25 protein-coding genes, 1 pseudogene and 1 riboswitch are annotated in these 22787 nt (G+C 62.6%); of the genes and pseudogenes, 7 read left to right on the forward strand and 19 right to left on the reverse strand.

What is annotated here, in order from left to right:
• Together ADADOO_RS14365 and ADADOO_RS14370 are read left to right on the forward strand one after the other, a co-directional pair.
• Positions 1–800, forward strand: a pseudogene (locus ADADOO_RS14365) (peptide synthetase); the annotation flags it as partial.
• A gap of 1 nt (position 801) precedes the next feature.
• Entirely contained in the window at positions 802–1389 is a 588-nt protein-coding gene (locus ADADOO_RS14370; RefSeq protein ID WP_511278190.1) for a 4'-phosphopantetheinyl transferase family protein, read from the forward strand.
• Here the strand turns inward: ADADOO_RS14370 and ADADOO_RS14375 are convergent.
• Genes ADADOO_RS14375 through ADADOO_RS14415 form a run of 9 tightly spaced genes read right to left on the reverse strand, consistent with a single transcriptional unit; the run spans position 1361 to position 6993 of the window.
• A complete protein-coding gene (locus ADADOO_RS14375; protein WP_511278191.1) occupies positions 1361–1966 on the reverse strand; it encodes a Maf family protein in 606 nt (201 codons plus the stop codon). The genes ADADOO_RS14370 and ADADOO_RS14375 overlap by 29 nt on opposite strands.
• Positions 1966–2436: a 23S rRNA (pseudouridine(1915)-N(3))-methyltransferase RlmH gene (gene rlmH, locus ADADOO_RS14380; protein ID WP_511278192.1), complete on the reverse strand. Its 471-nt coding sequence runs from the start codon at positions 2434–2436 to the stop codon at positions 1966–1968. Before rlmH ends, ADADOO_RS14375 begins: the two co-directional genes overlap by 1 nt.
• Positions 2433–2798 (reverse strand): ribosome silencing factor, encoded by a 366-nt coding sequence (rsfS, locus tag ADADOO_RS14385; RefSeq protein ID WP_511278193.1) that lies wholly within the window; start codon positions 2796–2798, stop codon positions 2433–2435. Before rsfS ends, rlmH begins: the two co-directional genes overlap by 4 nt.
• The gene (gene nadD / locus ADADOO_RS14390) at positions 2798–3451 is read right to left on the reverse strand and encodes a nicotinate-nucleotide adenylyltransferase (RefSeq protein WP_511278194.1); all 654 of its coding nucleotides are present in this window, start codon (positions 3449–3451) and stop codon (positions 2798–2800) included. The genes rsfS and nadD overlap by 1 nt, the downstream gene beginning before the upstream one ends.
• Complete coding sequence (locus tag ADADOO_RS14395; protein ID WP_511278195.1) at positions 3444–4217, reverse strand: BPSS1780 family membrane protein; 774 nt, start codon at positions 4215–4217, stop codon at positions 3444–3446. The genes nadD and ADADOO_RS14395 overlap by 8 nt, the downstream gene beginning before the upstream one ends.
• Before the next feature lies 1 nt (position 4218).
• Positions 4219–4965 carry a BPSS1780 family membrane protein gene (locus ADADOO_RS14400; protein ID WP_511278196.1) on the reverse strand — a complete coding sequence of 249 codons (747 nt, stop codon included), beginning with the start codon at positions 4963–4965 and terminating at the stop codon, positions 4219–4221.
• Positions 4966–4974: 9 nt separating this feature from the next.
• Complete coding sequence (locus tag ADADOO_RS14405; protein ID WP_511278197.1) at positions 4975–5901, reverse strand: homoserine kinase; 927 nt, start codon at positions 5899–5901, stop codon at positions 4975–4977.
• 3 nt (positions 5902–5904) lie between these two features.
• Positions 5905–6234, reverse strand: a complete 330-nt coding sequence (locus tag ADADOO_RS14410) for a DUF2782 domain-containing protein (RefSeq protein ID WP_511278198.1) — start codon at positions 6232–6234, stop codon at positions 5905–5907.
• 30 nt (positions 6235–6264) lie between these two features.
• On the reverse strand, positions 6265–6993 hold the full coding sequence (locus tag ADADOO_RS14415; protein ID WP_511278199.1) for an LOG family protein: 729 nt from the start codon (positions 6991–6993) through the stop codon (positions 6265–6267).
• A gap of 3 nt (positions 6994–6996) precedes the next feature.
• Here ADADOO_RS14415 and polA point away from each other — a divergent pair, with 3 nt between their 5' ends.
• Entirely contained in the window at positions 6997–9753 is a 2757-nt protein-coding gene (gene polA, locus ADADOO_RS14420; protein ID WP_511278200.1) for a DNA polymerase I, read from the forward strand.
• Between the two features lie 9 nt (positions 9754–9762).
• Here polA and ADADOO_RS14425 read toward each other — a convergent pair whose 3' ends face one another.
• The 5 genes from ADADOO_RS14425 to rfaQ are packed head-to-tail and all read right to left on the reverse strand — an operon-like array spanning position 9763 to position 14419.
• Positions 9763–10635, reverse strand: a complete 873-nt coding sequence (locus ADADOO_RS14425) for a glycosyltransferase family 2 protein (protein WP_511278201.1) — start codon at positions 10633–10635, stop codon at positions 9763–9765.
• Between the two features lie 6 nt (positions 10636–10641).
• A complete protein-coding gene (locus ADADOO_RS14430) occupies positions 10642–11448 on the reverse strand; it encodes a glycosyltransferase family 2 protein (protein WP_511278202.1) in 807 nt (268 codons plus the stop codon).
• A 46-nt stretch (positions 11449–11494) separates the two neighbouring features.
• Complete coding sequence (locus ADADOO_RS14435; protein WP_511278203.1) at positions 11495–12118, reverse strand: CatB-related O-acetyltransferase; 624 nt, start codon at positions 12116–12118, stop codon at positions 11495–11497.
• Positions 12115–13323: an O-antigen ligase family protein gene (locus ADADOO_RS14440; protein WP_511278204.1), complete on the reverse strand. Its 1209-nt coding sequence runs from the start codon at positions 13321–13323 to the stop codon at positions 12115–12117. The genes ADADOO_RS14435 and ADADOO_RS14440 overlap by 4 nt, the downstream gene beginning before the upstream one ends.
• Positions 13316–14419: a putative lipopolysaccharide heptosyltransferase III gene (gene rfaQ / locus ADADOO_RS14445; protein WP_511278205.1), complete on the reverse strand. Its 1104-nt coding sequence runs from the start codon at positions 14417–14419 to the stop codon at positions 13316–13318. Before rfaQ ends, ADADOO_RS14440 begins: the two co-directional genes overlap by 8 nt.
• Positions 14420–14547: 128 nt before the next feature.
• Here rfaQ and ADADOO_RS14450 point away from each other — a divergent pair, with 128 nt between their 5' ends.
• On the forward strand, positions 14548–15618 hold the full coding sequence (locus ADADOO_RS14450; RefSeq protein ID WP_511278206.1) for a glycosyltransferase family 4 protein: 1071 nt from the start codon (positions 14548–14550) through the stop codon (positions 15616–15618).
• Positions 15615–16610 carry a glycosyltransferase family 2 protein gene (locus ADADOO_RS14455; protein ID WP_511278207.1) on the forward strand — a complete coding sequence of 332 codons (996 nt, stop codon included), beginning with the start codon at positions 15615–15617 and terminating at the stop codon, positions 16608–16610. Before ADADOO_RS14450 ends, ADADOO_RS14455 begins: the two co-directional genes overlap by 4 nt.
• Here the strand turns inward: ADADOO_RS14455 and msbA are convergent.
• The 5 genes from msbA to cobT all read right to left on the reverse strand — a co-directional run bounded on the left by msbA (position 16573) and on the right by cobT (position 21481).
• Complete coding sequence (gene msbA / locus ADADOO_RS14460) at positions 16573–18366, reverse strand: lipid A export permease/ATP-binding protein MsbA (protein WP_511278208.1); 1794 nt, start codon at positions 18364–18366, stop codon at positions 16573–16575. The genes ADADOO_RS14455 and msbA overlap by 38 nt on opposite strands.
• Positions 18367–18399: 33 nt before the next feature.
• The gene (cobC, locus tag ADADOO_RS14465) at positions 18400–18942 is read right to left on the reverse strand and encodes an alpha-ribazole phosphatase family protein (protein WP_511278209.1); all 543 of its coding nucleotides are present in this window, start codon (positions 18940–18942) and stop codon (positions 18400–18402) included.
• Positions 18927–19535: a DUF938 domain-containing protein gene (locus ADADOO_RS14470; protein WP_511278210.1), complete on the reverse strand. Its 609-nt coding sequence runs from the start codon at positions 19533–19535 to the stop codon at positions 18927–18929. Before ADADOO_RS14470 ends, cobC begins: the two co-directional genes overlap by 16 nt.
• 147 nt (positions 19536–19682) lie before the next feature.
• Positions 19683–20438 carry an adenosylcobinamide-GDP ribazoletransferase gene (locus ADADOO_RS14475; protein WP_511278211.1) on the reverse strand — a complete coding sequence of 252 codons (756 nt, stop codon included), beginning with the start codon at positions 20436–20438 and terminating at the stop codon, positions 19683–19685.
• The gene (cobT, locus tag ADADOO_RS14480; RefSeq protein WP_511278225.1) at positions 20435–21481 is read right to left on the reverse strand and encodes a nicotinate-nucleotide--dimethylbenzimidazole phosphoribosyltransferase; all 1047 of its coding nucleotides are present in this window, start codon (positions 21479–21481) and stop codon (positions 20435–20437) included. The genes ADADOO_RS14475 and cobT overlap by 4 nt, the downstream gene beginning before the upstream one ends.
• Positions 21482–21571: 90 nt before the next feature.
• Positions 21572–21736: riboswitch (cobalamin riboswitch) on the reverse strand.
• A 28-nt stretch (positions 21737–21764) separates the two neighbouring features.
• Between cobT and cobU the strand changes: the two genes are divergently transcribed.
• Positions 21765–22358: a bifunctional adenosylcobinamide kinase/adenosylcobinamide-phosphate guanylyltransferase gene (gene cobU / locus ADADOO_RS14485; RefSeq protein ID WP_511278212.1), complete on the forward strand. Its 594-nt coding sequence runs from the start codon at positions 21765–21767 to the stop codon at positions 22356–22358.
• Positions 22359–22368: 10 nt separating this feature from the next.
• A partial coding sequence (locus ADADOO_RS14490) for a Pvc16 family protein (protein ID WP_511278213.1) occupies positions 22369–22787 on the forward strand: 419 nt, incomplete at its 3' end.

Raw genomic sequence — 22787 nt, forward strand, 5'->3', positions numbered from 1 at the left:
GCGCCCCGGCCAATGACCGCATGCAGCCGGGCGACACCTGGCTCGGCTCGCCGCCGATCAACCTTCCTGCCCGCGAGCAAACCGCAGGCTACCCGGAAACACTGACTTTTCGCCCTTCGCAACGGCGCCGCCTCGGCCGCGCCCTGGTTGAAGCCTTTCGCATCATTTCTCCCCACGCCCTGGTCATCGCCGTCGGCTACACCGTCATTCTCAACGTCATCGGACTGGCCGAAGCCGGGCATTGGCGCCAGGCATTTGGCGCGTTGACCATCGCCGGCGTTCTTTTCGGCCTGAGCACCATTGTCTTTGTCGGCATCCTCAAATGGCTATGCATCTGGCGCTACCAGAAACACTCGGTGCCGATGTGGACGCCCTTCGTCTGGACGTCCGAAGCCATCACCAGCCTCTATGTCGGCATGGCCGTACCCAACCAGATGAACTACCTGCGGGGCACGCCATGGCTGCCGATTGTCCTCAATTTGCTGGGCTGCCGCATTGGGCGCGGGGTCTATCTCGACACCACCGACGTCACCGAGTTCGATTGCATCCGGATTGGCGACTACAGCGAACTCAACGGCCTGGCCTGCCCGCAAACCCATCTGTTTGAAGACCGCGTCATGAAAATCGACGTGGTCAACATCGGCCGGCGGGTTTACGTCGGGCCGCGAACAACCGTTCTCTATGGCGCTGTGGTCGGCGATAACGTCCATCTCGGCCCGCTATCGCTGGTCATGAAGGGCGAAAGCCTGCCGGCCGGGTCGCGCTGGCATGGCTGCCCGGCGGCACCAGCCAGCCGTTGAAATGATCGCCCGGCCACCGGAAGCCCGGCACTGGCCGGCGACGGTCGACACAGCGCAAGACCTGCTGATGGTTACGGTCGACACGAAAAATACGCCCATTCGTGAATCGGCGCGCCAGCGGGTCCGCAGCGTGCTCCGCGAAATACTCGGCGATGTTGAACTGATCTCGATCCCCGGCCAGCCGATAGGCCAGGCCGGGCAGGGCAACTCACCATGGATTTCGGTCAGCCATGAAAGCGGGCTCTCACTGCTGGCTGTTCACCGCAGCGGCCCGGTCGGCGTCGACCTGCTCAGAATTCCGGACAGCCCGGACTGGCAGACAGAAATTCCGCAGTTGGCGATGGATTATCTCGGCCCCGAAAACGCCGGGCAAATCGCCCAGCTACCCGATCCGGAGCAAATAGCCAGGTTCGCCCAGATGTGGACGGAACACGAAGCTCGCCTCAAATGCCGGGGTCTGGCGCTGCAAGAATGGAGTGTGGCGCTGGAAGCGTGGCTGTCACCCTGCTGCGTTCAGCAACTGGCCTTGCCCGCTGGCCTGGTTGGCGCCGTGGCCACCCTTAAAGCGGCCGGAAACCCAGTTTTTTGAGCAGTTCGCCCGTTTCGCAGACGGGCAGGCCCATGACGCCGGTGTAGCTGCCGGCGAGGTGGGCGACGAACAGTCCGGCCCGGCCCTGGATACCATAGGCCCCGGCCTTGTCCATCGGCTCGCCGCTGATCACGTAGTGGCGGATTTCCTCGTCGTCGAGGTCGCGAAAAGTCACCTCGCTGGTCGACAGCAGATATTCGGTGTGCCGCAGATGGTTGATCGCCACGCCGGTCAGCACGCGGTGCGTCCGCCCCGACAGGCGGCGCAGGATGGCGGCGGCATCGGCCATGTCGACCGGCTTGCCGATGATTTGCCCATCGAGTTCCAGGGTCGTGTCGGCGGCCAGCACCGGGCGCATCGGCAGGCGACGCTCCTCGACGATGGTCAGGCCATGCATCGCCTTGGCGCGCGCCACGCGCTCGACATAATCGACCGGCGACTCGCCGGCAATCGGCGTTTCATCGGTTTCGCTATCGGCCCGCATACCGTCGCGGAAGACAACGGTATCGAAGTCGATGCCGATCTGGTGCAGCAACTCACGGCGGCGCGGACTGCGCGAAGCGAGGTACAAACGCATCATCCCTCCCGGTGGTATGGATGGTTTTTGAGGACACTGACCGCGCGGTAAAGCTGCTCGCACAAAATCAGGCGCGCCATGCCATGCGGCAGTGTCAGGCTGGACAGGCGCAGCTTGTCGTCGGCCTGTTGCTTGAATTCCTCGTCGAGCCCGTCGGCGCCGCCGATCAGCAGCGCCACGTCGCGGCCGTCCTGCATCCACACCTCAAGCCGTTTGGCCAGCTTGAGCGTGGTCAGGTCGTCGCCCTTTTCGTCGAGCACGACAATCCGGCAACTGCCCGGCAGGGCGTCGCGGATGCGGCCCTTTTCGGCGGCCAGCAATTGTTCGCGGGTTTTCGAACCGCGCGGTTCGGGCTTGATTTCAGTGACGCTGGCCGGCAGCTCGCGCGGCATGCGTTTGAGGTACTCGGCGCAGCCTTCGTTCACCCAGCCGGGCTGACGATGGCCGACGGCGAGTACGGCCAGTTTCATTCCGGCCGGGCCTGCTCCACGGCCTTACGCCGCTGGGCCGGGGTGGCCGACCAGAGTTCTTCCAGGTTGTAGTAGGCGCGCACGTTCGGTTGCATGACGTGCACGACGATGTCGCCGAGATCGACCAGCACCCATTCGCCGCCGTCTTCGCCTTCGGTCGAGATGACCTCGGCGCCGGCTTCCTTGACCTTTTCCTGGACGTTGGCGGCCAGCGACTTGACCTGGCGATTGGAGTCGCCGGTCGCGATAACGATGCGGTCGAACATCGACGTCAGTTTCGAGGTGTTGATGACTTCGATGTCCTTGCCCTTGATGTCTTCAAGGGCGGAAACGATGATTTTTTGCAGCTTTCGGATGTCCATCAGGTGCTTTTATAGAGTTGGTGGAGGCGAATATAGTCGAGAACGGCATCCGGCAGCAAATAGCGCGCCGACAGGCCGTTGGCCAGCAGCTTGCGAATCTGCGTCGCCGAAATGGCGAGCTGGGTCATGGCAAAAGTGGCGACTCCCCCGGCCGGAGACCGTTTGAGCCCGCCGACATCGGTCAGGCGACGGTCGTTGAATTCGCTCGCCAAGTCAGGCGGCAGGCTGCTCGCTTCGACGGGAAAACCGGGGCGGTGCGAGACGGCGACATGGGCCAGGGCAAAAATGTCGCGCCAGCGATGCCAGGTCGCCAGTCCGGCAAAAGCGTCGGCGCCGACGAGCAAAACCAGCGACTGCTCGGCACCCAGTTCGCAGCGCAGGCGCTCGAGCGTATGCACCGTGTAGCTCGGCGCCGCGGCTTCGACCTCGCTGGCATCAATTGAAAATCGGGCATTATTTGCGGTTGACCGTAGCACCATCTCCAGCCGTTGCTGCGCGGTCACTTGCGGCGTGCCGCGGTGCGGCGGCTGGCCAGCCGGAATCCAGCGCACGCCCCCGAGACCGAGGTGGGCAATGGCCTCCTCGGCGAGCCGGAGGTGACCAAAATGCACGGGATCGAAGGTGCCTCCGAAGAGGCCAAGCGGCTCAGACAATTTCGGAGATGCCGAAGATGTCGCGATAACAGGCGTAAAAGCTGGCGAAGATGGTCGGCGCGATGACCAGCACGAGCGGCATGGTGACGACGGCGGTAATGAAACTCGCCGCGCCGGGGAAAATCAGCAGCAATAGCCCGAGGAGGACGCCGGGAAAAACGCCGGCGACGAGCATGAGTGCGAAGCCATAGACGAGAAAAGCCCGCCAGTTCATCCAGCAGGCGACAAAGCTGAAGAACAAGGCCCGGCCGAGGGTCAGCCGATGCCAGCCGGCAAGCACCGGAGCGAACCAGTAGGCCATCATGACCGGCGTCATCATGACCATGACGAATAACGCCGGGGCGATGAAATCGGCGTCTTCGACCGCCGCCCGTTCGGCCCGGCTGTTGGCCATCATGAATTTGAACATGTCGCCGCCGTCGAGCAGCGTAGACAGGCCGAGAACGCCGAGCGTGCAGCATAGGTAGAGGGCGCCGAGGGCAAGCAGGGTGCGGCCGTTTTCCTTCATGCTGCCAAACAGGGTCTGGACGCCGATCGGCTGACCGCGTTCGACCTGGCGCGCCGCCTGCATAAGGCCGACCGACAGGCCGGGAATGACCAGCGAGGCAGCCAACGCCCCGATATACGGCAGCACGTTGAGGAAAATCACCGTGAACCAGTAGGTCAGGACCAGCATGCCGAGAACGATGGGATTGCGCCGGAATATGGCGAAACCGGTGAGAATCCAGCCCCAGCCAGCGGCGGAGGGTAGTGTCTGGGCGCGCATCTCAACTCCCCGCAAAAATGTCGCGGTAGGAGGCGAAAACGGCCCCGGAAGCGACCGGCAGGAGCAGGAGCAGGCCCATGCCGACAGGCAGCATGGCAAAGAACAGGGCGACAACAAGGAAAATACCGAAGATGGCCATCGGCAGGAAATTCTTGGCGCCGGCGGCAAAGCTCGCTTTCATCGCATCGAGCGGTGGCATGTCGTGGAAAAAGACCAGCGCCGGGGCAAACCAGGTGGCCATGATGATCGGCACCGAGAGCACCATGACGAGCAGGCCAGCCAGCATGACGCTGCCCAGCGCAATGCCGAAACCCGCGACCTTGCCGGTAATACCACCGCCGAGAATGCCGCCGCTGACCAGCATGAAAGCCAGGAAGGCGATACCGAAAATGCCCATGGCGAAAAACACGCCGACCATGACCAGTTGCCCGGCGTTGTGGCGAAAACCGGCGAAGAGGTCAGCGATTTCGGGCTCTTCGCCATCATTCAGGCGCTTGCAAAGTTTGATCATGCCGGCGCCGAAGAGCGGCACCAGCAAATGCGCGGCAATCTGCCCGAACAGCGGCACGATGGAAATGGCCATGAGCATGACGAGGAGCAGGACGGTACTGCCAATCCACACCCCGGGATTGACCAGAAACATGGCCCAGCCCTGACGCAGCCAGTCGAAGCAGGCACCGGGGTCGACTTCGCGGCTGGCGCCGGTAAATCGGGTCGGGGCCATTGGAAAAACAGGAGTTTCACTCATGCGCGGATGCTAACGGGGCAGCGCTTCCGGGGCAAGGCGAAAACGTGCCAGCCGGTGGCGAAAGTCGTCGGGATTCTTGATCGTTACCACTTCGCCCTGACGCGGCTGGTGCCTGACTTCCAGCCGGAGCAGCCAGAAACGCAGCGCAGCGGCGCGGCGCATGGCCGGCCAGGCGGCGCGTTCCGCCGCGTTCAGCGGGCGTTGGGCGGCATAGCCGGCAATCAGCGCGGCGAGCGCTGCGTCGTCGGCACACCAGTCGTTGGCGACGACGGCCAGATCGAAGAGCAGCGCGTCTTCGCCGGCAAAGTAGAAATCGAGCACGCCGGACAGTCGACCGTCGGCATCCCACAACACGTTGTCGCGGAACAGGTCGGCGTGGATGATGCCGCGCGGCAGCGCCGAATAATCCTGCGCCGCCTGAAAAGCGAGCTCATCGCCCAGCAATTCACGTTCGTCCGGTGCCAGCAGCGGCAGCAGGGCTTCGCCCACGGCTTTCCGCCAGGCGGCGCCGCACGGGTTAGGCAAGGGATTCGGCAACTCAGCCGCAGCGCCGTGCAGGCGGGCCAGCAGGTCGCCGACGGCGCGACACTGCCCGGCGTCCGGCGACTCCAGCGCCGCACCCGGCAAACAGGTCAGCAAGGCAGCGGGTTTGCCGGCCAGCCAACGCCAGCGGCGGCCATCGCCGGCAGTTAGCGGCCGCGGGCAGGGAATCCCGCTCTGTGCCAGCCTGTCCTGCAGGGCCAGATAAAAATCGAGAGCGGCGGTGTCAATGCGCTCGAACAACGTCAGCACGAAGCGGCCACTGGCCGTCGTCACGAAATAGTTGGAGTTCTGCATGCCGGCGGCGATACCGGCGTAGTCGATCAGCTCACCCAGCCCGAGTGGCTGCAGCCAGGTGGCGAGTTCATCGCGCCCGACTTTGGTATAGACGGACAAGATTTACCAGCTATGGATGATCCACATCGGCGGCTTGGTCACCGGATGGGTAATGTCGGCCTGGACGAACTGGCCGTCGCCCTGGTTATCGACGAGGTAGTAGGCTGGGCCGACCGCTGGGGTGACCTTGATCATGTAGAGCTTGCCCTTCATGCGGAATTCCTCGCGGGTTTCGGTCTCGCGCTTGACGATGGTGACTTGCGGCTCAAGCGCTTCGTCGAAGGCTTCCATGCCCGGCGGCGGAGGCGGCACGGCGGGCAGCGGCTGGAGATCGCCTTTCTGCGCCCAGGCAGGCAGAGCGGCTAGAAGCAGGAGGGAAAGAAGGCGGCGCATGGTGGAATCCTCAGTGACAATGCCCTGATTTTACAGGTTGAGCAGCATCTCGTGTTCGTTCGGCAAGGGGCCAAAAGGACGCGCTTCGTAGTGCTTGAAAATGGCTTCGACGACCATTTCCGGTTCGTCGATGAGCTGGATGAGGTCGATGTCCTCGGCATCGACCATACCCTCGCCGACCAGCCGGTCCTTGAACCAGTTGATCATGCCGCCCCAGAAGTCCGAGCAGACGAGAATGAGCGGAATCTTGCGCGCTTTGCCGGTCTGGATCAGGGTCAGCGCCTCCATGAGTTCGTCGAGCGTACCGAAACCGCCGGGCATCACGACGTAGGCGCTGGCGAAACGAACGAACATGTATTTGCGGGCAAAGAAATGGCGGAAGGTCTGCGAGATGTCCTGGTAGGGGTTGTTCTGCTGCTCGTGCGGCAACTGGATGTTGAGGCCGACCGACGGCGATTTGCCGAAGAAAGCGCCCTTGTTGGCCGCCTCCATGATCCCTGGGCCGCCGCCGGAAATGACTGAGAAGCCCGAATCGGAGAGCAGGCGCGCGGTCTGCTCGGTCAGCGCGTAATACGGCGAATCCGGGCGGACGCGGGCGCTACCGAACAGAGTCACGGCCGGCTTGATGGCGGCCAGACGCTCAGTTGCCTCGACGAACTCTGACATAATGCCGAAAATCCGCCAGGACTCGCGGGCCGTCGCGTTTTTCAGCAGGGCCTCGGTCTCGACGCCCATTACCAGCTTGTCGCTCTCGGTCAATTTATGCCTCTTTTATTGTTGGTGGACGGTTCGTCCTATCTTTACCGCGCTTTCCATGCCCTGCCCGACTTGCGCAACAAGGCCGGCGAGCCGACAGGCGCCATCTACGGCGTTCTGAACATGCTACGTCGTCTCGAGAGCGACTACAAGGCAGACTACAAGGCCGTCGTCTTCGATGCCAAGGGCAAGACTTTCCGCGACGACTGGTACCCGGAATACAAGGCGCACCGCCCGCCGATGCCGTCCGAAATGGTCGGCCAGATTGAGCCGCTGCACGCCGCCATCAAGGCCGCCGGCTGGCCGCTGCTGATGGTCGATGGCGTCGAAGCCGACGACGTGATCGGCACGCTGGCGACCCATGCCACGGTCGACGGGATAAATACCCTGATTTCGACCGGCGACAAGGATCTGACCCAACTGGTCAATCCCTTGGTCCGCTGGTACAACACGATGAGCAACGAGCTGCTCGACGAAGCCGGCGTCGAAGCCAAGTTCGGCGTGCCACCGGACAAGATCGTCGATTATCTGGCGCTGGTCGGCGACACCGTCGATGGCGTCCCCGGCGTTGCCAAATGCGGACCAAAGACGGCGCTCAAGTGGCTGGCCCAGTACGGCTCGCTCGACGAAATCGTCGCCCATGCCGACGAAATCGGCGGCGTCGTCGGCCAGAATCTGCGCGATCACCTCGGCTTTCTGCCGCTCGGCAAGAAACTGGTCACCGTCGCCTGCGACCTCTCCAATCTGCCGGCACCGGCCACCCTGAACGCAACACCGCCCGATGTCGCCACACTGCGCGAGCTCTATACCCGCTACCAGTTCCGTACATGGCTAGGCGAACTGGACGCTCCCCCCCCTCCCCTTCAAGGGGAGGGCCGGGGTGGGGATGGGTCAGCCGACCGCACCGCCACCCCTCCCCCTCCCAGCCTCCCCCTTGAAGGGGGAGGAGCCGATCTGCCGCGCACCTACGAAACCGTCCTGAGCTGGCCTCAATTCGATGCCTGGCTGGCCAAAATCGAAGCGGCCGAACTGACCGCCCTCGACACCGAAACAACCAGCCTCGACTCCTTCGCGGCGCGCATCGTCGGCATTTCGCTCTCGGTCAAACCGGGCGAAGCTTGCTACATCCCGCTCGCCCACACCGCCCCCGGCGTCGCCGAGCAGTTGCCGCGCGACGAAGTGCTGGCCAGGCTCAAACCTTGGCTTTCCACGGTCAACCGGAAAAAAGTGCTGCAAAACGCAAAATACGACCAGCACGTTTTCGCTAATCACGGCATCACGCTGGCCGGCATAGCGCACGACACCATGTTGCAAAGCTACGTCATCGAGTCCGACAAGGGCCACGACCTCGGCCAGCTATGCACCCGCCACCTCGGCCTCGCCACCATCGCCTACGAAGACCTGTGCGGCAAGGGCGCCAAGCAGATTAGCTTCGACCAGGTCGACATCGAGCGCGCTGCCACCTACTCGGCGGAAGATTCCGACGTTACCTTGCGCGTGCACAACGTGCTGCACCCGCAATTCGCCGGCGAACCCGGCTTGTCGCGCATTTACCACGAGATCGAAATGCCGGCCCGCCAGGTCATCTGGCAGATCGAGCGCAACGGTATCCTGATCGACGCCAACGTGCTGTCCCGCCAGAGCCACGAAATGGGCCAGAAGATCATGGCCCTCGAAGCGCAGGCTTACGAACTGGCCGGCCAGCCTTTCAATCTCGCCTCGCCCAAGCAACTGGCCGACATCCTGTTCGAAAAACTCGGCCTGCCAGTCAAGAAAAAAACCCCGTCCGGCGGCCCGTCCACCGACGAAGAAGTGCTCTCCGAACTGGCCCTCGATTACCCACTGCCCAAGCTGCTGCTCGAACACCGCAGCCTGTCCAAACTCAAGGGCACCTACACCGACAAACTGCCGCGCATGGTCAATCCGCAGACCGGGCGAGTGCATACTCACTTCTCGCAGGCCTCCGTTGTCACGGGGCGCCTTGCTTCGACCGACCCCAACCTGCAGAACATTCCGGTGCGCAGCGAGGAAGGCCGGAAAATCCGCACCGCCTTCATCGCCCCGCCGGGCAGCAGCATCGTCTCGGCCGACTATTCGCAGATCGAACTGCGCATCATGGCCCACCTCTCGGGCGACGAAGGCCTGCTCCACGCTTTCTCCCACGGCGAGGACGTGCACCGGGCGACGGCCGGCGAAATCTTCGGCGTCACGCCGCTCGAAGTCGGGCCGGACCAGCGCCGCGTCGCCAAGAGCATCAATTTCGGCCTGATCTACGGCATGAGCGCCTTCGGCCTGGCCCGCCAGCTCGGGCTGGAACGCAGCGCGGCCCAGACCTACATCGACCGCTACTTCGCTCGCTACCCGGGCGTCGCGCGTTACATGGAAGAGGCGCGTGAAACGGCGCGGCAAAAAGGCTACGTCGAAACCGCCTTCGGCCGCCGCCTGTGGTTCCCCGAAATCCGTTCAAGCAACGGCAACCGCCGCCAGGGGGCAGAGCGCGCCGCGATCAATGCGCCGATGCAAGGCACGGCGGCCGACCTGATCAAGCTGGCGATGATCGCCGTGCAGGGCTGGCTGGAAAAATCGGGGCTGAAATCAAAGCTGGTCCTGCAGGTGCACGACGAGCTGTTGCTCGAAGTGCCCGACGACGAATTGATGGAAATCCGCACCCACCTGCCCCGATTGATGAGTCAGGTCGCCGAGCTCAAGGTGCCGCTGGTCGTTGAAGTTGGCGTCGGGCCGAACTGGGAAGCGGCGCACTGATTCCTACGGTCAACCGGAAATTTTGCCCAATTTCTGAATCGTGGCGGTGTTGACCCGTTCGGGGTTGTAGGTATCGATTCCGACCTCGGCGCGGCGCCGGTCGGCAGCCAGAATCTCGGCCAGCCGACGCTCGTTTTCGGCCAGATTGCTGCGGTCGTTTTCGCGATGCCAGAGATGCAAAACCGCCGTGGCGAAACGCCCATCCTTGCGCTGCACGCCGGCATGCAGCAGGCGAATGGCGAGGTCGGCATCCTCGTGCCCCCAACCTTGGAAAGCCTCATCAAAACCGTTGATGGCATCGAAATCGGAGCGCCACATCGCCAGGTTGCAGGTCCGTGCCCCTTGCCAGCGCTGCGGCTGGCGCTTGCGCCAAGTGCTACCGGGCACGAAGCAAAGAGGCAACCAACGATTGATCGCCCCGGAAAACCGGCGCCCCAGCCAGCTCAGACGGCTGTCGCCGTGCAGCTCAATCATCGGCGACTGCAGCACCTTTTTCGTGAAACTCTCGGACAGCAACACCCGGTTTCCGGCCACGAACCAAGCCGGCTCGGCCAGCGCACGATGCCGGACGACAAAATCGGGGCGCAACACGCAGTCGCCGTCGACGAAGACGAGGTAATCGCCCCGGCTTGCAGCGACCGCCAGATTGCGCGCCGCAGCCGCACGAAACCCGTCATCGGACTGCCACAGATGGACCAGCGGGACCGGAAAATTGACGGCCGACTCGGCCACTGCCGCCGCCGTCTCCTGCCGTGAGCCGTCGTCGGCCACCAGCACTTCGAACACTTTGTCGTTTTGCGCGGCAAGCGAAGCCAGTACCGCCCGCAACGCATCCGGCCGGTTATAGGTCGTAACGACAACTGAAATCAGGCGCGGCGGCATAAGACCTCAGGGCCGGTGCAGCGGTGGTGTTTCCGGCACCTTCCAGGCTTGGTCCATCTCATAGCCCTTGGCATAGCGGTAGAAAGTCCCCTCGAAGTTGCCGAAGGCGATGATGAACCCCGGCCAGCCATCGAGAAAGCCGCGCTTGAAGATGTAATGCTTGATGAACGACCACAGGCCATGCGTCAGCGCCTTGCCCATGCTGCCCTTGCGCCCGCGCAGGGTGAGTTTTTCGGCACCGAGCGTCGAATAGCGGTTGGCCTTGTGCACAACTTCATGCAGGTTCTTGAACGGCACCTGCCAGATCGGATTCTGCAAATGCCCGACAGGCCGGTCGCTATGCGGCACGTAACCCTCGTGCACCGGCTCCATCGTGTAGCTCATCTTGTCTTTGCGGAAGAGCTGCGGCTGGCGGTAGTTCGGATACCAGCCGGAATGCTTGATCCACCGCCCCATGAAGAAGTTACGGCGCGGCATGAAATACATGTCGAGGCTGGCCGGATCGGCGATGACGCGCAGGATCTCATCGCGCGCCTCCGGCGTGCACCGTTCATCGGCATCGAGGCTGAATATCCAGTCGTGGCTACAGGCGGCAATCGCCTGATTGCGCAGATCGCCAAAGCCCTTGAACGGCACCTGCACGACCCGCGCCCCAAGGCTCTCGGCAATCTCGACCATGCCATCCGTGCTACCCGAATCGGCGACGATGATTTCGTCGGCCCACAGGACGCTATTCACCGCCGCGGCAATTTTCTGCGCTTCATTGAAGGCGATGATGTAGGCGGTTATTTTTGACGGAACGGTGCTGATCATTTGTATTTGTTCTTTCCAGAATCGCAGGCAGTAGCTTGCCCATCAATCATTCATGGCATTTACGCTGCTTGGCATATTCAAGCAAGGAGTCGATATTCCCCGAACACAACATCGGCGCGAGACGCGATACTTCCTCGGCTGGCCAGGTCCACCAAGCCGTATCGAGCAGCGCGGCACATGTCGGCTGATCAAATCGCCAGCGCACATGTTGCGCGGGATTGCCCGCCACGATCGAATAAGGCTCCACATCCCTGGTCACGACCGAACCGGCCGACACAATCGCGCCATCGCCGATCGTCACTCCGGAAAGCACAATGGTATTCGAGCAGAGCCAGACGTCGTTACCAATCACCACATCGCCGCGGCTAAAACTGCATGGCGGAATATCGCCGGGCACCATGGTGGAAAACGGATAGGTCGTGAGCCATTCGCTGTGGTGATGGCCACCAAGCAATATCTGGACATTCAATGCGATCGAGCAATACGCGCCAACATGCAGTGTGGCGCCCTCGTCCCAGTCGTGCACCTTGGGCAAGCCATAGCTACCGACCCCGAACGAATATTTTCCCGGATAGTGCAGCTTGAATCTGGCCTGCCCCCGATACAAGGCCGGAACTTTCTTGAGCCGCCTTTCCGCCTGCCGGAAAAAAAATTTCTTGAGTATTTTCATGCGCTTCGCTCTTGATTCTGCTCGGCAGCGGCATAGAGAGCCCAGCTTGCCATCAACAAGCTCAAGCCCAATTTGTTGGTGAAGAATATTTCGCTGAAACTGAATATGACCGCGAATCCAAGAAAGGCCAGTTGGTAAACGTTCCTGACTGCAGATTTAGCCATCCAGAGACAGGTGCCAAAGAGTGAAACCAACAGCAGCCCACCACCAATGCCAATCGTCTGCGACCAGTCGTTGTGAAAGCCGGGAATCTCGAGCATCTCGGGGCGAGCAACACCGAAAGCCGGATGTGTCTCATACAACTGCTTGAGCGAGGTATAACCTGGCCCGATCACCGGGTGCTCAAGCAAGGTCAGGAAAGTGATACGGTACAACTCAAGCCGAATACCGATCGACGTGGGCGAGAAATCTGCCTCATTGAAATAGGCCTTTGCCTCTCCGAATGTCAATTCAAGCCGCTGATACATCGGAGCGTAAAGAAGACAGAAAGCAAGGACGGCAGAGATCATCACGATGGCAAGCAGCAAGCCTCGCCTACGGTTAGTTGCGCGGAAAAAAGCAATCGCAATCAGGACGAGCAAGGCCAGCAAGGCGCCGCGCGAGCCGCTGAGCCACGTGGAAATACAGCCGAGAACACCGGCCAGCAAGAGCAGGGTATTCACCGAACGTGATTCGCCTTTCCCTTTTTCCAGAAAAACGTGAAGAAAACACAGCGAAGCAACCCAGATCGAGAATTGTCCGAATCGATTTTCATAGGTCCCCCCCCAAGCGCGCGCTCTGCCAAGGCCATAAACCTCCACCAGGGCAACGCCGCAATAAACCACCGCGCCAATCCCGGCAACGATGGCAAGGTGGCGATAGCTGACCCCGGCCAGGCAAGCGCCGAGAAACAGCAGCGCACACCAGAGCAGGCGCATCGGAGGATTCAGATCGAGCGGGTCGTAGCCGTGCCAAAGCTGAGCAATAGTCCACATCAGGACAAAGGGCAGAAAAGGCATTCCCCAGCGAACTGCGGACATCAACAGTCCCCGGATCTCTTCCCGCGGTGCCTGCCACAACAATATCAGGCAGACCGGCGCCGCCAGCACATTCAAGTAACGCGCCCCGCCGCCAAACGGGATCCACTTGACGACCATGATCGGATAACAAAGCAATATTCCCAGCGCTACTACGCGCCAAATTCCCAGCCAGGAACGATCAGACAACATCAGTCACCTGCTTCTGCTCAGCGAAACGCGCCAATTGCCGCCACACAGCGTCCAACACGGGCTGCACGGGAATATTCGAGAGATAACGCTCGGATGTCGATGTGTCTACGTCATTCGGAGCGATCAAGGGGCCGTAGTCTGCCGCATGAATCACCTCGGCACGATCACTCCAGGGCCGCCAGATGTGGACATGGGTCGGCCCGAACAGGGCAACGAGCGGCACGCCAAGCGCCGCCGCCATATGCATGGGCACGGAATCGACACCGATGAACAATGTCGCCCCGGAAATTGCTGCAGCCAGTTGCGGCAGGGTAAGTTGGCCGGCCAAAGACACTACGCTGGGGTTATTCACCCGACGCAGCAAGCCATTGACCAGATCCACCTCGCGCTGATCTGGCGCTGAAGTCAGCACCACCTGCCAACCTGAACCGGCAAGCGCCGAAATTACTTCGGCAAAGCGATCATCTTCCCAGCACTTGAAGAACCATCGCGAAGTCGGGTGAACCAGAACATACTGTCCCGCCCCCCCCGCTTCGGCAAGTTTCCTGCTTACCAGTTCGGCATCCTGCCCGGAAAACGCCATGGTGCACGGTGCGCGGAGGAGATCGACAGGCACGCCAAGCGCCTCCAGCACAGCCAGGTTTTTTTCGACCATGTGACCGGCAAAAGTCGGCACGATACGCACCGGAAATATCTTTCGCCACAGCCAGAAATTCCGCTTCTCCATCTCGTAGCCGAACCGTAGCGAAGCGCCACTGACGGCGGCAGCAAGCGCTCCCGGCCACTGGTCGTTGAGATGCAAGACCCAGTCGTAGTGGCGACGACGAATGCCCAGCATCAATTGAATGAATGCATTGATTCGACGCAGCCCCCGGCCAACCTGCTTGCCCCGCGGCAATGCCCACACCTTCGTCAGATCCCGATTCGCGACCAGCATGGGAACCGTTTCGGCAAAGACCAGCGCATCAACCTCCACCCCGGGAAATTGTTGCTTGAGGGCTGAGAAAATCGGTGTCGTCAGCAGCACATCGCCATGATTCTGCAAGCGAATCACCAAAACACGCTTGGGCGGAGGAAAAACGGACGCGATCATAAACTCGTAGGGGCTACCGGACGGCTCTCTGGGGTGGGCGGATGATACACTTTCCGGCCTATTTTCGCCGACGCCAGCCCATCCCGGCCGCCACCATGGCTGCAGGCTTACCGACTGCTCATATCGACATGACCCCGTTGCCAGGCTTCAATCTGATTTTCCACTCCATTCGATCCGGCGGCGGCATGGAGCGGCACGTACTCGACCTGATCTCTTATGCCGCAAAACAAAAAATCCCCTGCCGCATCGTTACCCGCCAGCTCGAATGGCCAGGCACCGCCCCGCAAGGGGTCGAATTCGTTGTCATGCGCGACAGGACACCTTTTTCCCGCCTGAACAACTATCTGTTCGAGTCGCGCGCCTATGGCAAGTGCTGCAACGAGAGGCCGTCCATCGGCATTTCGCGGGCCCCTGGCCCTGACTTGTGCATTGTCGGCGGAACGCACCTCGGCCATTTGCTTGATCGTGGCAAAAAAAGGATCGGATTTTTTGACCGGGCCACCGTTACCCGGGAAACCGCACTCTACCGGCAGGCAAAACGCATCGTTTCCCACTCTGTCAAGGTTGCTGGTGAAATCGTCAAACACTACGGAATCGATCCGGACAAGATCGTCACCCTCTACCCACCGGTGGATACCGACAAGTTTTCCCTAACCGCCCGAACGAACCGGGAACAAACGAGACAGTCGCTCGGCCTGTCTTCCGGCGATTTGATGCTGCTCTTCCCGTCCAATAACCACGCCCTCAAGGGAGCAGACCTGATTCTCGAGGCACTGGAGGGTTTCGACCCGCGGGTTCGCCTCGTGGTGGCCGGAAAAACACCGCTGAATGCGCCCAATGTCATCAACCTCGGCTTTCGCGACGACATGCCTGCGCTTTACGCCGCCGCCGATGCCGTCATTCTCGCGTCGCATTACGAAGCCTTCGGTCTAGTCGGACCTGAAGCCATCCTGTGCGGAACACCGGCTATTTTTTCCACGACGGTCGGCGCCGCCGAAGTCCTCTCTGACCACGCCTGCCTGCGCTTCGAGCGCAATCTGCCGGCGCTGCGTGCCGCCCTGCAAAAAGCACTGGAACGACTGGACTCCGGCACACTGAGTCTTCTCGACAACCCCGGCCAACACATCAACTACCCCTATTCGCTGCAGCAGCACTTCGATGTCCTGTTCGAACTGCTGGCAGCCGCCTCGTCAAAATGAGTTCGCCCCCTCTGCCCCCGGTCACCCTGCTACTGCTTTGCTACAACCAGCATGACACCATAGGCGAAGCAATCGCCGGCGCTCTGGCCCAGGACTACCCGAACCTGGAAATAGTCATCTCCGATGACGCCTCAAAAGATGGCACCGTCGAGCAGGTCAAGGCCTGTCTTGCCGGCTATGCCGGACCACATCGCATCAAACTGTTGTGCAACCCGGAAAATCTCGGCATCGGTGGCAACATCGATCAGGCAGTCAGGCAGTCCACCGGCGAACTGATATTCATTGCCGGCGGCGACGACGTTTCACTTCCGGCGCGGGTCAGCACTGTTGTCGCGTTCTGGCTGGCTCACGAACGCAAACCCGATTTGATCGGCGCCTATCTGTTCGATATGGATCAGTCAGGCAACATCCTGGGCACGATCCGGATCGGCCAACTCGAGAAATATCGATCGCTCGATGACTGGAGCCGCTCGCCGCCCCACGTCATTGGTGCGGCGCAGGCCTGGACGCGTCGGCTGTTCGACCGTTTTGGCGGCATGCCCAAAGGTGTTGTCGGAGAGGACATGGTGATGGCCTTCCGGGCGATTGGTTTGGCAACGGCCATCACGCTGCCGGTTCCGCTGGTGAATTACCGGCGCGGCGGCCTGACCAGCAAGCGAAAAGCCCTGGATGCTGCCACCGTCATCAAGGGGCTGACCCGGAAAATCAACAGCACCAAGGCTGAATTGCGCTGCATGCTGGACAATGCCCGCGAACTTGGCGCCAGCCCGGCCACGCTGGCGGTTCTGGACGAGAAGCTCAAGAAAGAGCGGTTCATCGAAAGCATGTTTTCCACCCAAGGCCTGGGCCGGAAAATCGGTATCTGCCTCGAGTACACCATGCTTCCAGCCGACTTTCGCCTGCGCATCCTGACCTACGCGGCTGCCCCCTGGCTACTGGCGCCTTTCTTTTTCCTCAAGCGCCTGCGTTATCGATCAGCGACTCGCCCGTAAGCGATTCTCGCTGCAGACGCTGCAACTTGGCATAAACGCCATCCTGCGCCAGTAATTCGCCATGACGACCGCGTTCGACAATCCGCCCCTGATCGAGCACGACGATCAGATCAGCGCGTTCGATGGTCGATAGGCGGTGGGCGATGACGATGGTGGTGCGGCCGACGATCAGGGTGTCGAGGGCGGCCTGGATCAGGCGTTCGGATTCGGTGTCGAGGGCCGAGGTGGCCTCGTCGAGGATGAGGATCGGGGCGTTTTTGAGGAAGGCGCGGGCGATGGCGAGGCGTTGGCGCTGGCCGCCGGAGAGCTTGACGCCGTTTTCGCCGACTTCGGTGTCCAGCCCCTTATCCATCTGGCCGATGAATTCCCAGGCGTTGGCCGCCTTGGCGGCGGCGATGATTTCTGCTTCGGTGGATTGGCCGGCGAAACCGTAGGCGATGTTGGCGCGCACGGTGTCGTTGAACAGTACGACGTCCTGACTGACCAGCGCGATGTTGTTGCGCAGGCTCTCGAGCTTGAGTTCGTCGACGTGGTGGCCGTCGAGCAGCAGGCCGCCGGTGGTCAGGTGATAGAAGCGCGGAATCAGCGCCGCCATCGTCGTCTTGCCACTGCCCGAGGCGCCGACCAGCGCGACCGTCTGGCCCGGCATGATTTCGAGATTGATGTCCAGGAGCGCCGGCCGGCTGGTGCCCGGGTAGCTGAAATTGACCTGGTCGAACTTGAGGTGGCCGCTGGCGCGCGGCAGTTCAACACGGCCGGTGTCGTCCTCCGGCATTTCGTCGAGCACCTGGAAGACGCTTTCGGCGGCGGCCAGGCCGCGCTGCAGCGGATTGCTGACGTCGGTCAGGCGCTTGACCGGGGCGAGCAGCATGAGCAGGGCCGTGACGAAGGAGAGGAACTCGCCGACCGTGGTGCCATTCGGCCCGGCCGACTGGCGCAGGGCGATGTAGGTGATGATGGCCACCGAGGTCGCGGCGGCAACCTGGGTCAGCGGCACGGTGGCCGCCGCGGCGGCGGCCTCGCGCATGGTGGCACGGCGGTAGACGTTGGTCGCCGCGTCGAAGCGGGCGGCTTCGTATTTCTCGCCACCGAAAATCTTGACGACCTTGTGCGCGCCGACGGCTTCTTCGAGGATGTGGGTGATCAGGCCCATGGCCGAATAGCCGGAACGACTGGCCGCCCGCAGGCGTTTGCTGAAGATCTTGATGACACCAAGGATGACCGGGCCGACGGTCAGGGCGATCATCGTCAGTTTCCAGTCGAGGTAGAGCAGGAAGCCGAGCAGGCCGAGGATGGTCAGGGTGTCGCGAATGACCGTGGTCAGGACGCCGGTGGCGGCCTGCGTGACGTTGGTCACGTCGTAGGCCACCTTCGAGATCAGGGCACCGGTGGACTGGTCGTCGTAGAACTTGGTCGGCAGGCAGAGCAGGCGCCGGAACATGGCTTGCCGCAGATCAAGCACGACCTTGGCGGCGACCCAGGCCATCGAGTAGCCGCTGGCGTAGGTGGACACGCCGCGGATGATGAAGATGCCGATCATCGCAGCCGGAATCAGGATGATGTCGGTCTCGTCCTTGGCAACGAAGCCGCTGTCGAGCAGATGCTTCATGAGTGCCGGGAACAGCGGCTCGGTCGCCGCAGTCATCACCATGCCGAGCACGCCCAAGGCAAAAACGCGCCAGTGCGGCCGGACCCAGGTCAGCAGGCGGCGATAAATCTGGCTGTTGGAATAGGCCGAGCTTGAGTTTTGCGTCACAGGTGGCGGTCGTCGAAGGCGAAAGTCGACATTCTACCGATTCAGGCCGATCAGGTCGGCGCCGTCGCGCGCGAGGGACACGCTGGTTACCGTCGAAAAGCCGATTTGCAGGTCACTCCAGCGCGCTGGCGGCAGCTTCTGCCAGTGGGCGAGCAAGGTGCGGATCACCCCGGCGTGGGTGACGATGACCGCCTCCGAGACCTCGAGCCCAGCCACGAAGTCCAGCGCCCGCTGTTGCAGCGCGGCCGGCGACTCGCCGCCGGGCGGCGCGTAGCCGGCGACGTCGGCGGCCCAGGCGTCAAGCTCGTGGCGCGGAATGTCGTCCCACGGTCGACCTTCCCAGTCGCCAAAATTCATTTCGGCCAGGCGGCCATCGATGATCGGCTGCGGATGAAGCTGCACAGCCAGTTGCCGGCAACGTTGCAGCGGGCTGCTCCATACCGGCAGGCCGGGCGGCAATTCAGCGCGCAGGCGGGCGACTTCGGCCATTTCAATTTTGGCCGAAATTTCCAGTCGACCGTAGCAAATGCCCTGCTCGATCTCGGGTTTGGGGTGGCGGATCAGGTGGAGGCGCACACGTCACTCATACGCCAGAGCAGGACAAAATTGTTCGACGGCATGGCTCGTTGCTCGATCAGTTCCAGCCCGCTTTGCCGGGCCAGCGCGTCGATGGCGGTCGCATCGCGGACACCCTGATGCGGCGCCTTTTCGCGCAACGACTGGTCAAAAGCGGCGTTGCTCTCGCTGGTGTGGCGGCCATTGAACATGAAGGGGCCGTAGATTAAAAGCAGTCCGCCCGGCGCCAGAACGGTTGGCAGGCCGGCGAACAAGGCTTCTACCGCCTCCCAGGACATGATGTGCAGCGTATTGGCGCTGTACACCGCGTCGTAGCGCCCGTTCGGCCATGGGCCGAGGACGTCGAATTCGCAGGGAGGCAGAACATTGGGTAGGGCGGCTTCGGCTAGCCAGGCGCGGATGCCGGGCAGGAAACCCGGGCGGTCGGAGGTCTGCCAGCTGAGATGCGGCAGCTGGGCGCAGAAATGGATCGCGTGCTGGCCGGTGCCGCTACCGATTTCCAAAACCTGCCGGCGGTCGGCGAAGACCTCGCAGAGTACGGCGAGAATCGGCTCGCGGTTCTTTTCGGTGGAGGGTGCGTGGGGTTTTTCCATGATTTCGGACGCTAGTGCGATGCCGGAAGCTTAACGGCAAATCGGCCGATGGACAGCCACCGGCTGCCTTTCAATTTTGGGCAATTTTTACGTTTCACGTAGTAAACCCGGTTGACCGTGGGAGTGCCGTTTTTGCCTGTAGCGGCGCTAAAAATGCGCGGCCAAGCCGAGGTAGAAGGCGATTTCGCCAACCTGTTGAACCGCCCCCAGGCAATCTCCGGTGTAGCCGCCAAGCCAGCGGCGGCATTTTGCGGCGAGCCAAAGGGTGGCCAGCGCCGCGAGGGCGACGGCAATCAGCGCCGGCTCGGGCACGAGAAGCAGTAGCGACAGGCCGGCGAAAACCAGCGCGAAGAGGAACGGACCAAGGCCAAGCCGGGCGGCGACGGGACGTGCCTTGCTGGTGTCGCCGTCGCGGGCGTAGTCCATCGTCGCCATCAGGCTGACAGCGCAGAAACGGGAAACGGCGTGGCCGGCGATCAGCGCTGCCACCACCTGCCCGGCCGGCAGCGTCGACAGCAATGCGAACTTGCCGAGCAGGGCGAGGACGACAGCAATCACGCCGTAGCTGCCGACGCGCGAATCTTTCATGATCGCCAGGATTTTCGCCTTGTCCCAGCCACCGCCGAGACCGTCAGCAGTGTCGCCCAGCCCGTCCTCGTGGAAGGCGCCGGTCAGGGCGATGGTGGCCACCATGCTGAGCACGACGGCCACCGGCTGCGCCCAGACTTGGCTGGCCAGCCAGAAAACCAACGCGCCGACGCCGCCGACGAGCAGCCCGATCAGCGGCAGGTAGCGCGCCGCCCGGGCCAGCCCGTCAGGCGAATAGCCGACCCAGCGCGGTACCGGCAGGCGGGTGAAGTAGCCGAGGGCGGCGAAGAAGGTGGCCAGTTCGCGGCGGATCATGCCTTGTCGGAAACCCCGGCGGATTCGAAGCTGGCCATGTCGTTGAGGAAAGCGACCGCAGCCTGAACGAGCGGGAACGCCAGCGCAGCGCCGGTGCCTTCGCCGAGGCGCAGGCCGAGATCGAGCAGCGGTTCAGCACCGAGTGCGCGCAACTGCGCGGCGTGGCCGGCTTCGGCCGAGCGGTGGCAAAAGACGCAGTATTCGGCCAGCGCGGGAGCCAGCCGGGTGGCCGTCAGGGCCGCCGAGCCGACGATGAAACCGTCGATGAGCAGGGTCATCTTCGCTTCGGCTGCGCCGAGCATGGCGCCGACCATCATGGCGATTTCGAAGCCGCCGAATTCAGCGAGCACGGCCAGCGGATCATTGTTGCCGCCGCCGGCGCGATAACGGGTAAGCGCCGTTTCGAGCAGGGCCTGTTTGCGCGCCAGCCCGGCATCGTCGAGCCCGGTGCCGCGACCGATGCAGTCAGCCAGCGGCAGACCGGTCAGGCAATGGGTGATGAGCGAAGCGGCGGCGGTGTTGCCGATACCCATTTCGCCGAAGCCGACGACCTTGCAGCCGGTCGCCGCCAGCCCGCGGACAATGCCGGCGCCCTGGGCGATGGCCTGGGCGCACTGGTCGGCGCTCATCGCCGGCTGCTCGATGTAATTGGCGGTACCCGGCGCGATCTTGACGTCAATCAGCCCGGCCCGGCCGTCGCCGAAATCATGGGCGACGCCGGCGTCGACCACGCTCAGACCAAGGCCGTTCTGGCGGGCGAAAACATTGATCGCCGCGCCGCCGGCCAGAAAGTTCTCAACCATCTGCCAGGTCACGTCCTGCGGGTAGGCCGAGACGCCGGCCTTGGCCGCCCCGTGGTCGCCGGCAAAAACCAGCATCTGCGGGTTGCTCAGCGTCGGGCTGAGCGTCTGCTCAATGAGGCCGATCTGGATGGCCGTGCGTTCGAGCAGGCCGAGCGCACCGAGCGGCTTGGTCTTACGGTCAACCCGATTTTTGAGCGAATTTTCAATGGCCCGATCCGGGGCGGTAATTTTAAAGTCCAGCGAATGCATCCGATTCTCCAAAAAGAAAAAGGGCCTCGCGACGATGTCTGGCCAATTCGCCAGAACGCTGCCGCGAAACCCTGTCCACAGGCTTCCCAAGAGGATTCGACACGTCTTCTGGCTTTCGGATCAGCCGGAGCGCTGCGCCTTCCCGGCTTTCACCAGTGGCCTGTTGCAGCATCCGTCCCCGATTACAGCGGCGGGCCCGCCCCGGATTCAAACCGGGTTCCGTTCGTCGAATCGGGGTGGATTATACCGACCCGTTCGCCGACAATGCATCCCCATGAAAGAACTGATCCTCGGCGGCGCGCGCTCGGGCAAGAGCCTCTTGGCCGAACAACGCGCCCGTGAATCCGGCTTAAAGGTCGTCTACCTCGCCACGGCCCAGGCGCTGGACGGCGAAATGGCCCGCCGCGTCGCCCACCACCGCGAACGCCGGCCAGCCGAGTGGGGGTGCATCGAAGAAACCCTGCACCTCGCCGCCCGCCTGCGCGAACTGGCAGCGCCGGACACCTGCGTGCTGGTCGACTGCCTGACCTTGTGGCTCTCCAACCTGCTCTTCGCCGGCCAGGCCGCGACGCAGGCCGAAGCCGGCGAGGCGATCGACTGCCCGCTGTTGCGCGCCGAAACCACCGCCCTGATCGACCTGCTGCCGCAACTGCCCGGCCACATCATTCTTGTCTCCAACGAAGTCGGCTGGGGCATCGTCCCGATGCATCCGGTATCGCGGCTCTTCGCCGACGAACAGGGCCGCCTCAACCAGCGCGTTGCCGCCGTTTGCGAGCAGGTCACGCTGGTCGCCGCCGGCCTGCCGCTCAGCCTCAAACAGCCCGGCCCGGCAAGCTGTGCTAGCCTGGCCGGCCACCCGGCACGTTGAGGAAAACGCCATGCCCCTTTTCACCCGCCTCACTGCCTTGCGCGATGTCATCGCCAAGCATGCCACCCTGCCCGTCCGCATCAGCCGGCCGGACGACACCCCTGGCCTTTTCATCTGGCCCTGGCGCATCGAGGAAGACACCCGCGTGCGCAGCACGCCGCTGCCGCGTTTGCCTGACGGCGATATGCCGAACGGCATCCCTGCCCCGGCCATTCACTTTCTCGTGCTGTCGAGCACCGCGCTTGATGACGAGACGATCAGCGCCCTTGAGTCGGCTCGCCGGGCCCTGCTCGAAACGCCCATTTTTGCAGTGGGCAACGGCCGGGTCAGCGCCATGCCGGCAACGCTCAGCACCAGCGAACTGACCGACTTGTTCACCGCCGCCGCCATCCCGCTGCGTCTCTGCCTGGCGTACACGCTGCGTTCGAC

The organism is Azonexus sp., from assembly GCF_036170495.1.
Taxonomy (GTDB): Bacteria; Pseudomonadota; Gammaproteobacteria; order Burkholderiales; family Rhodocyclaceae; genus Azonexus.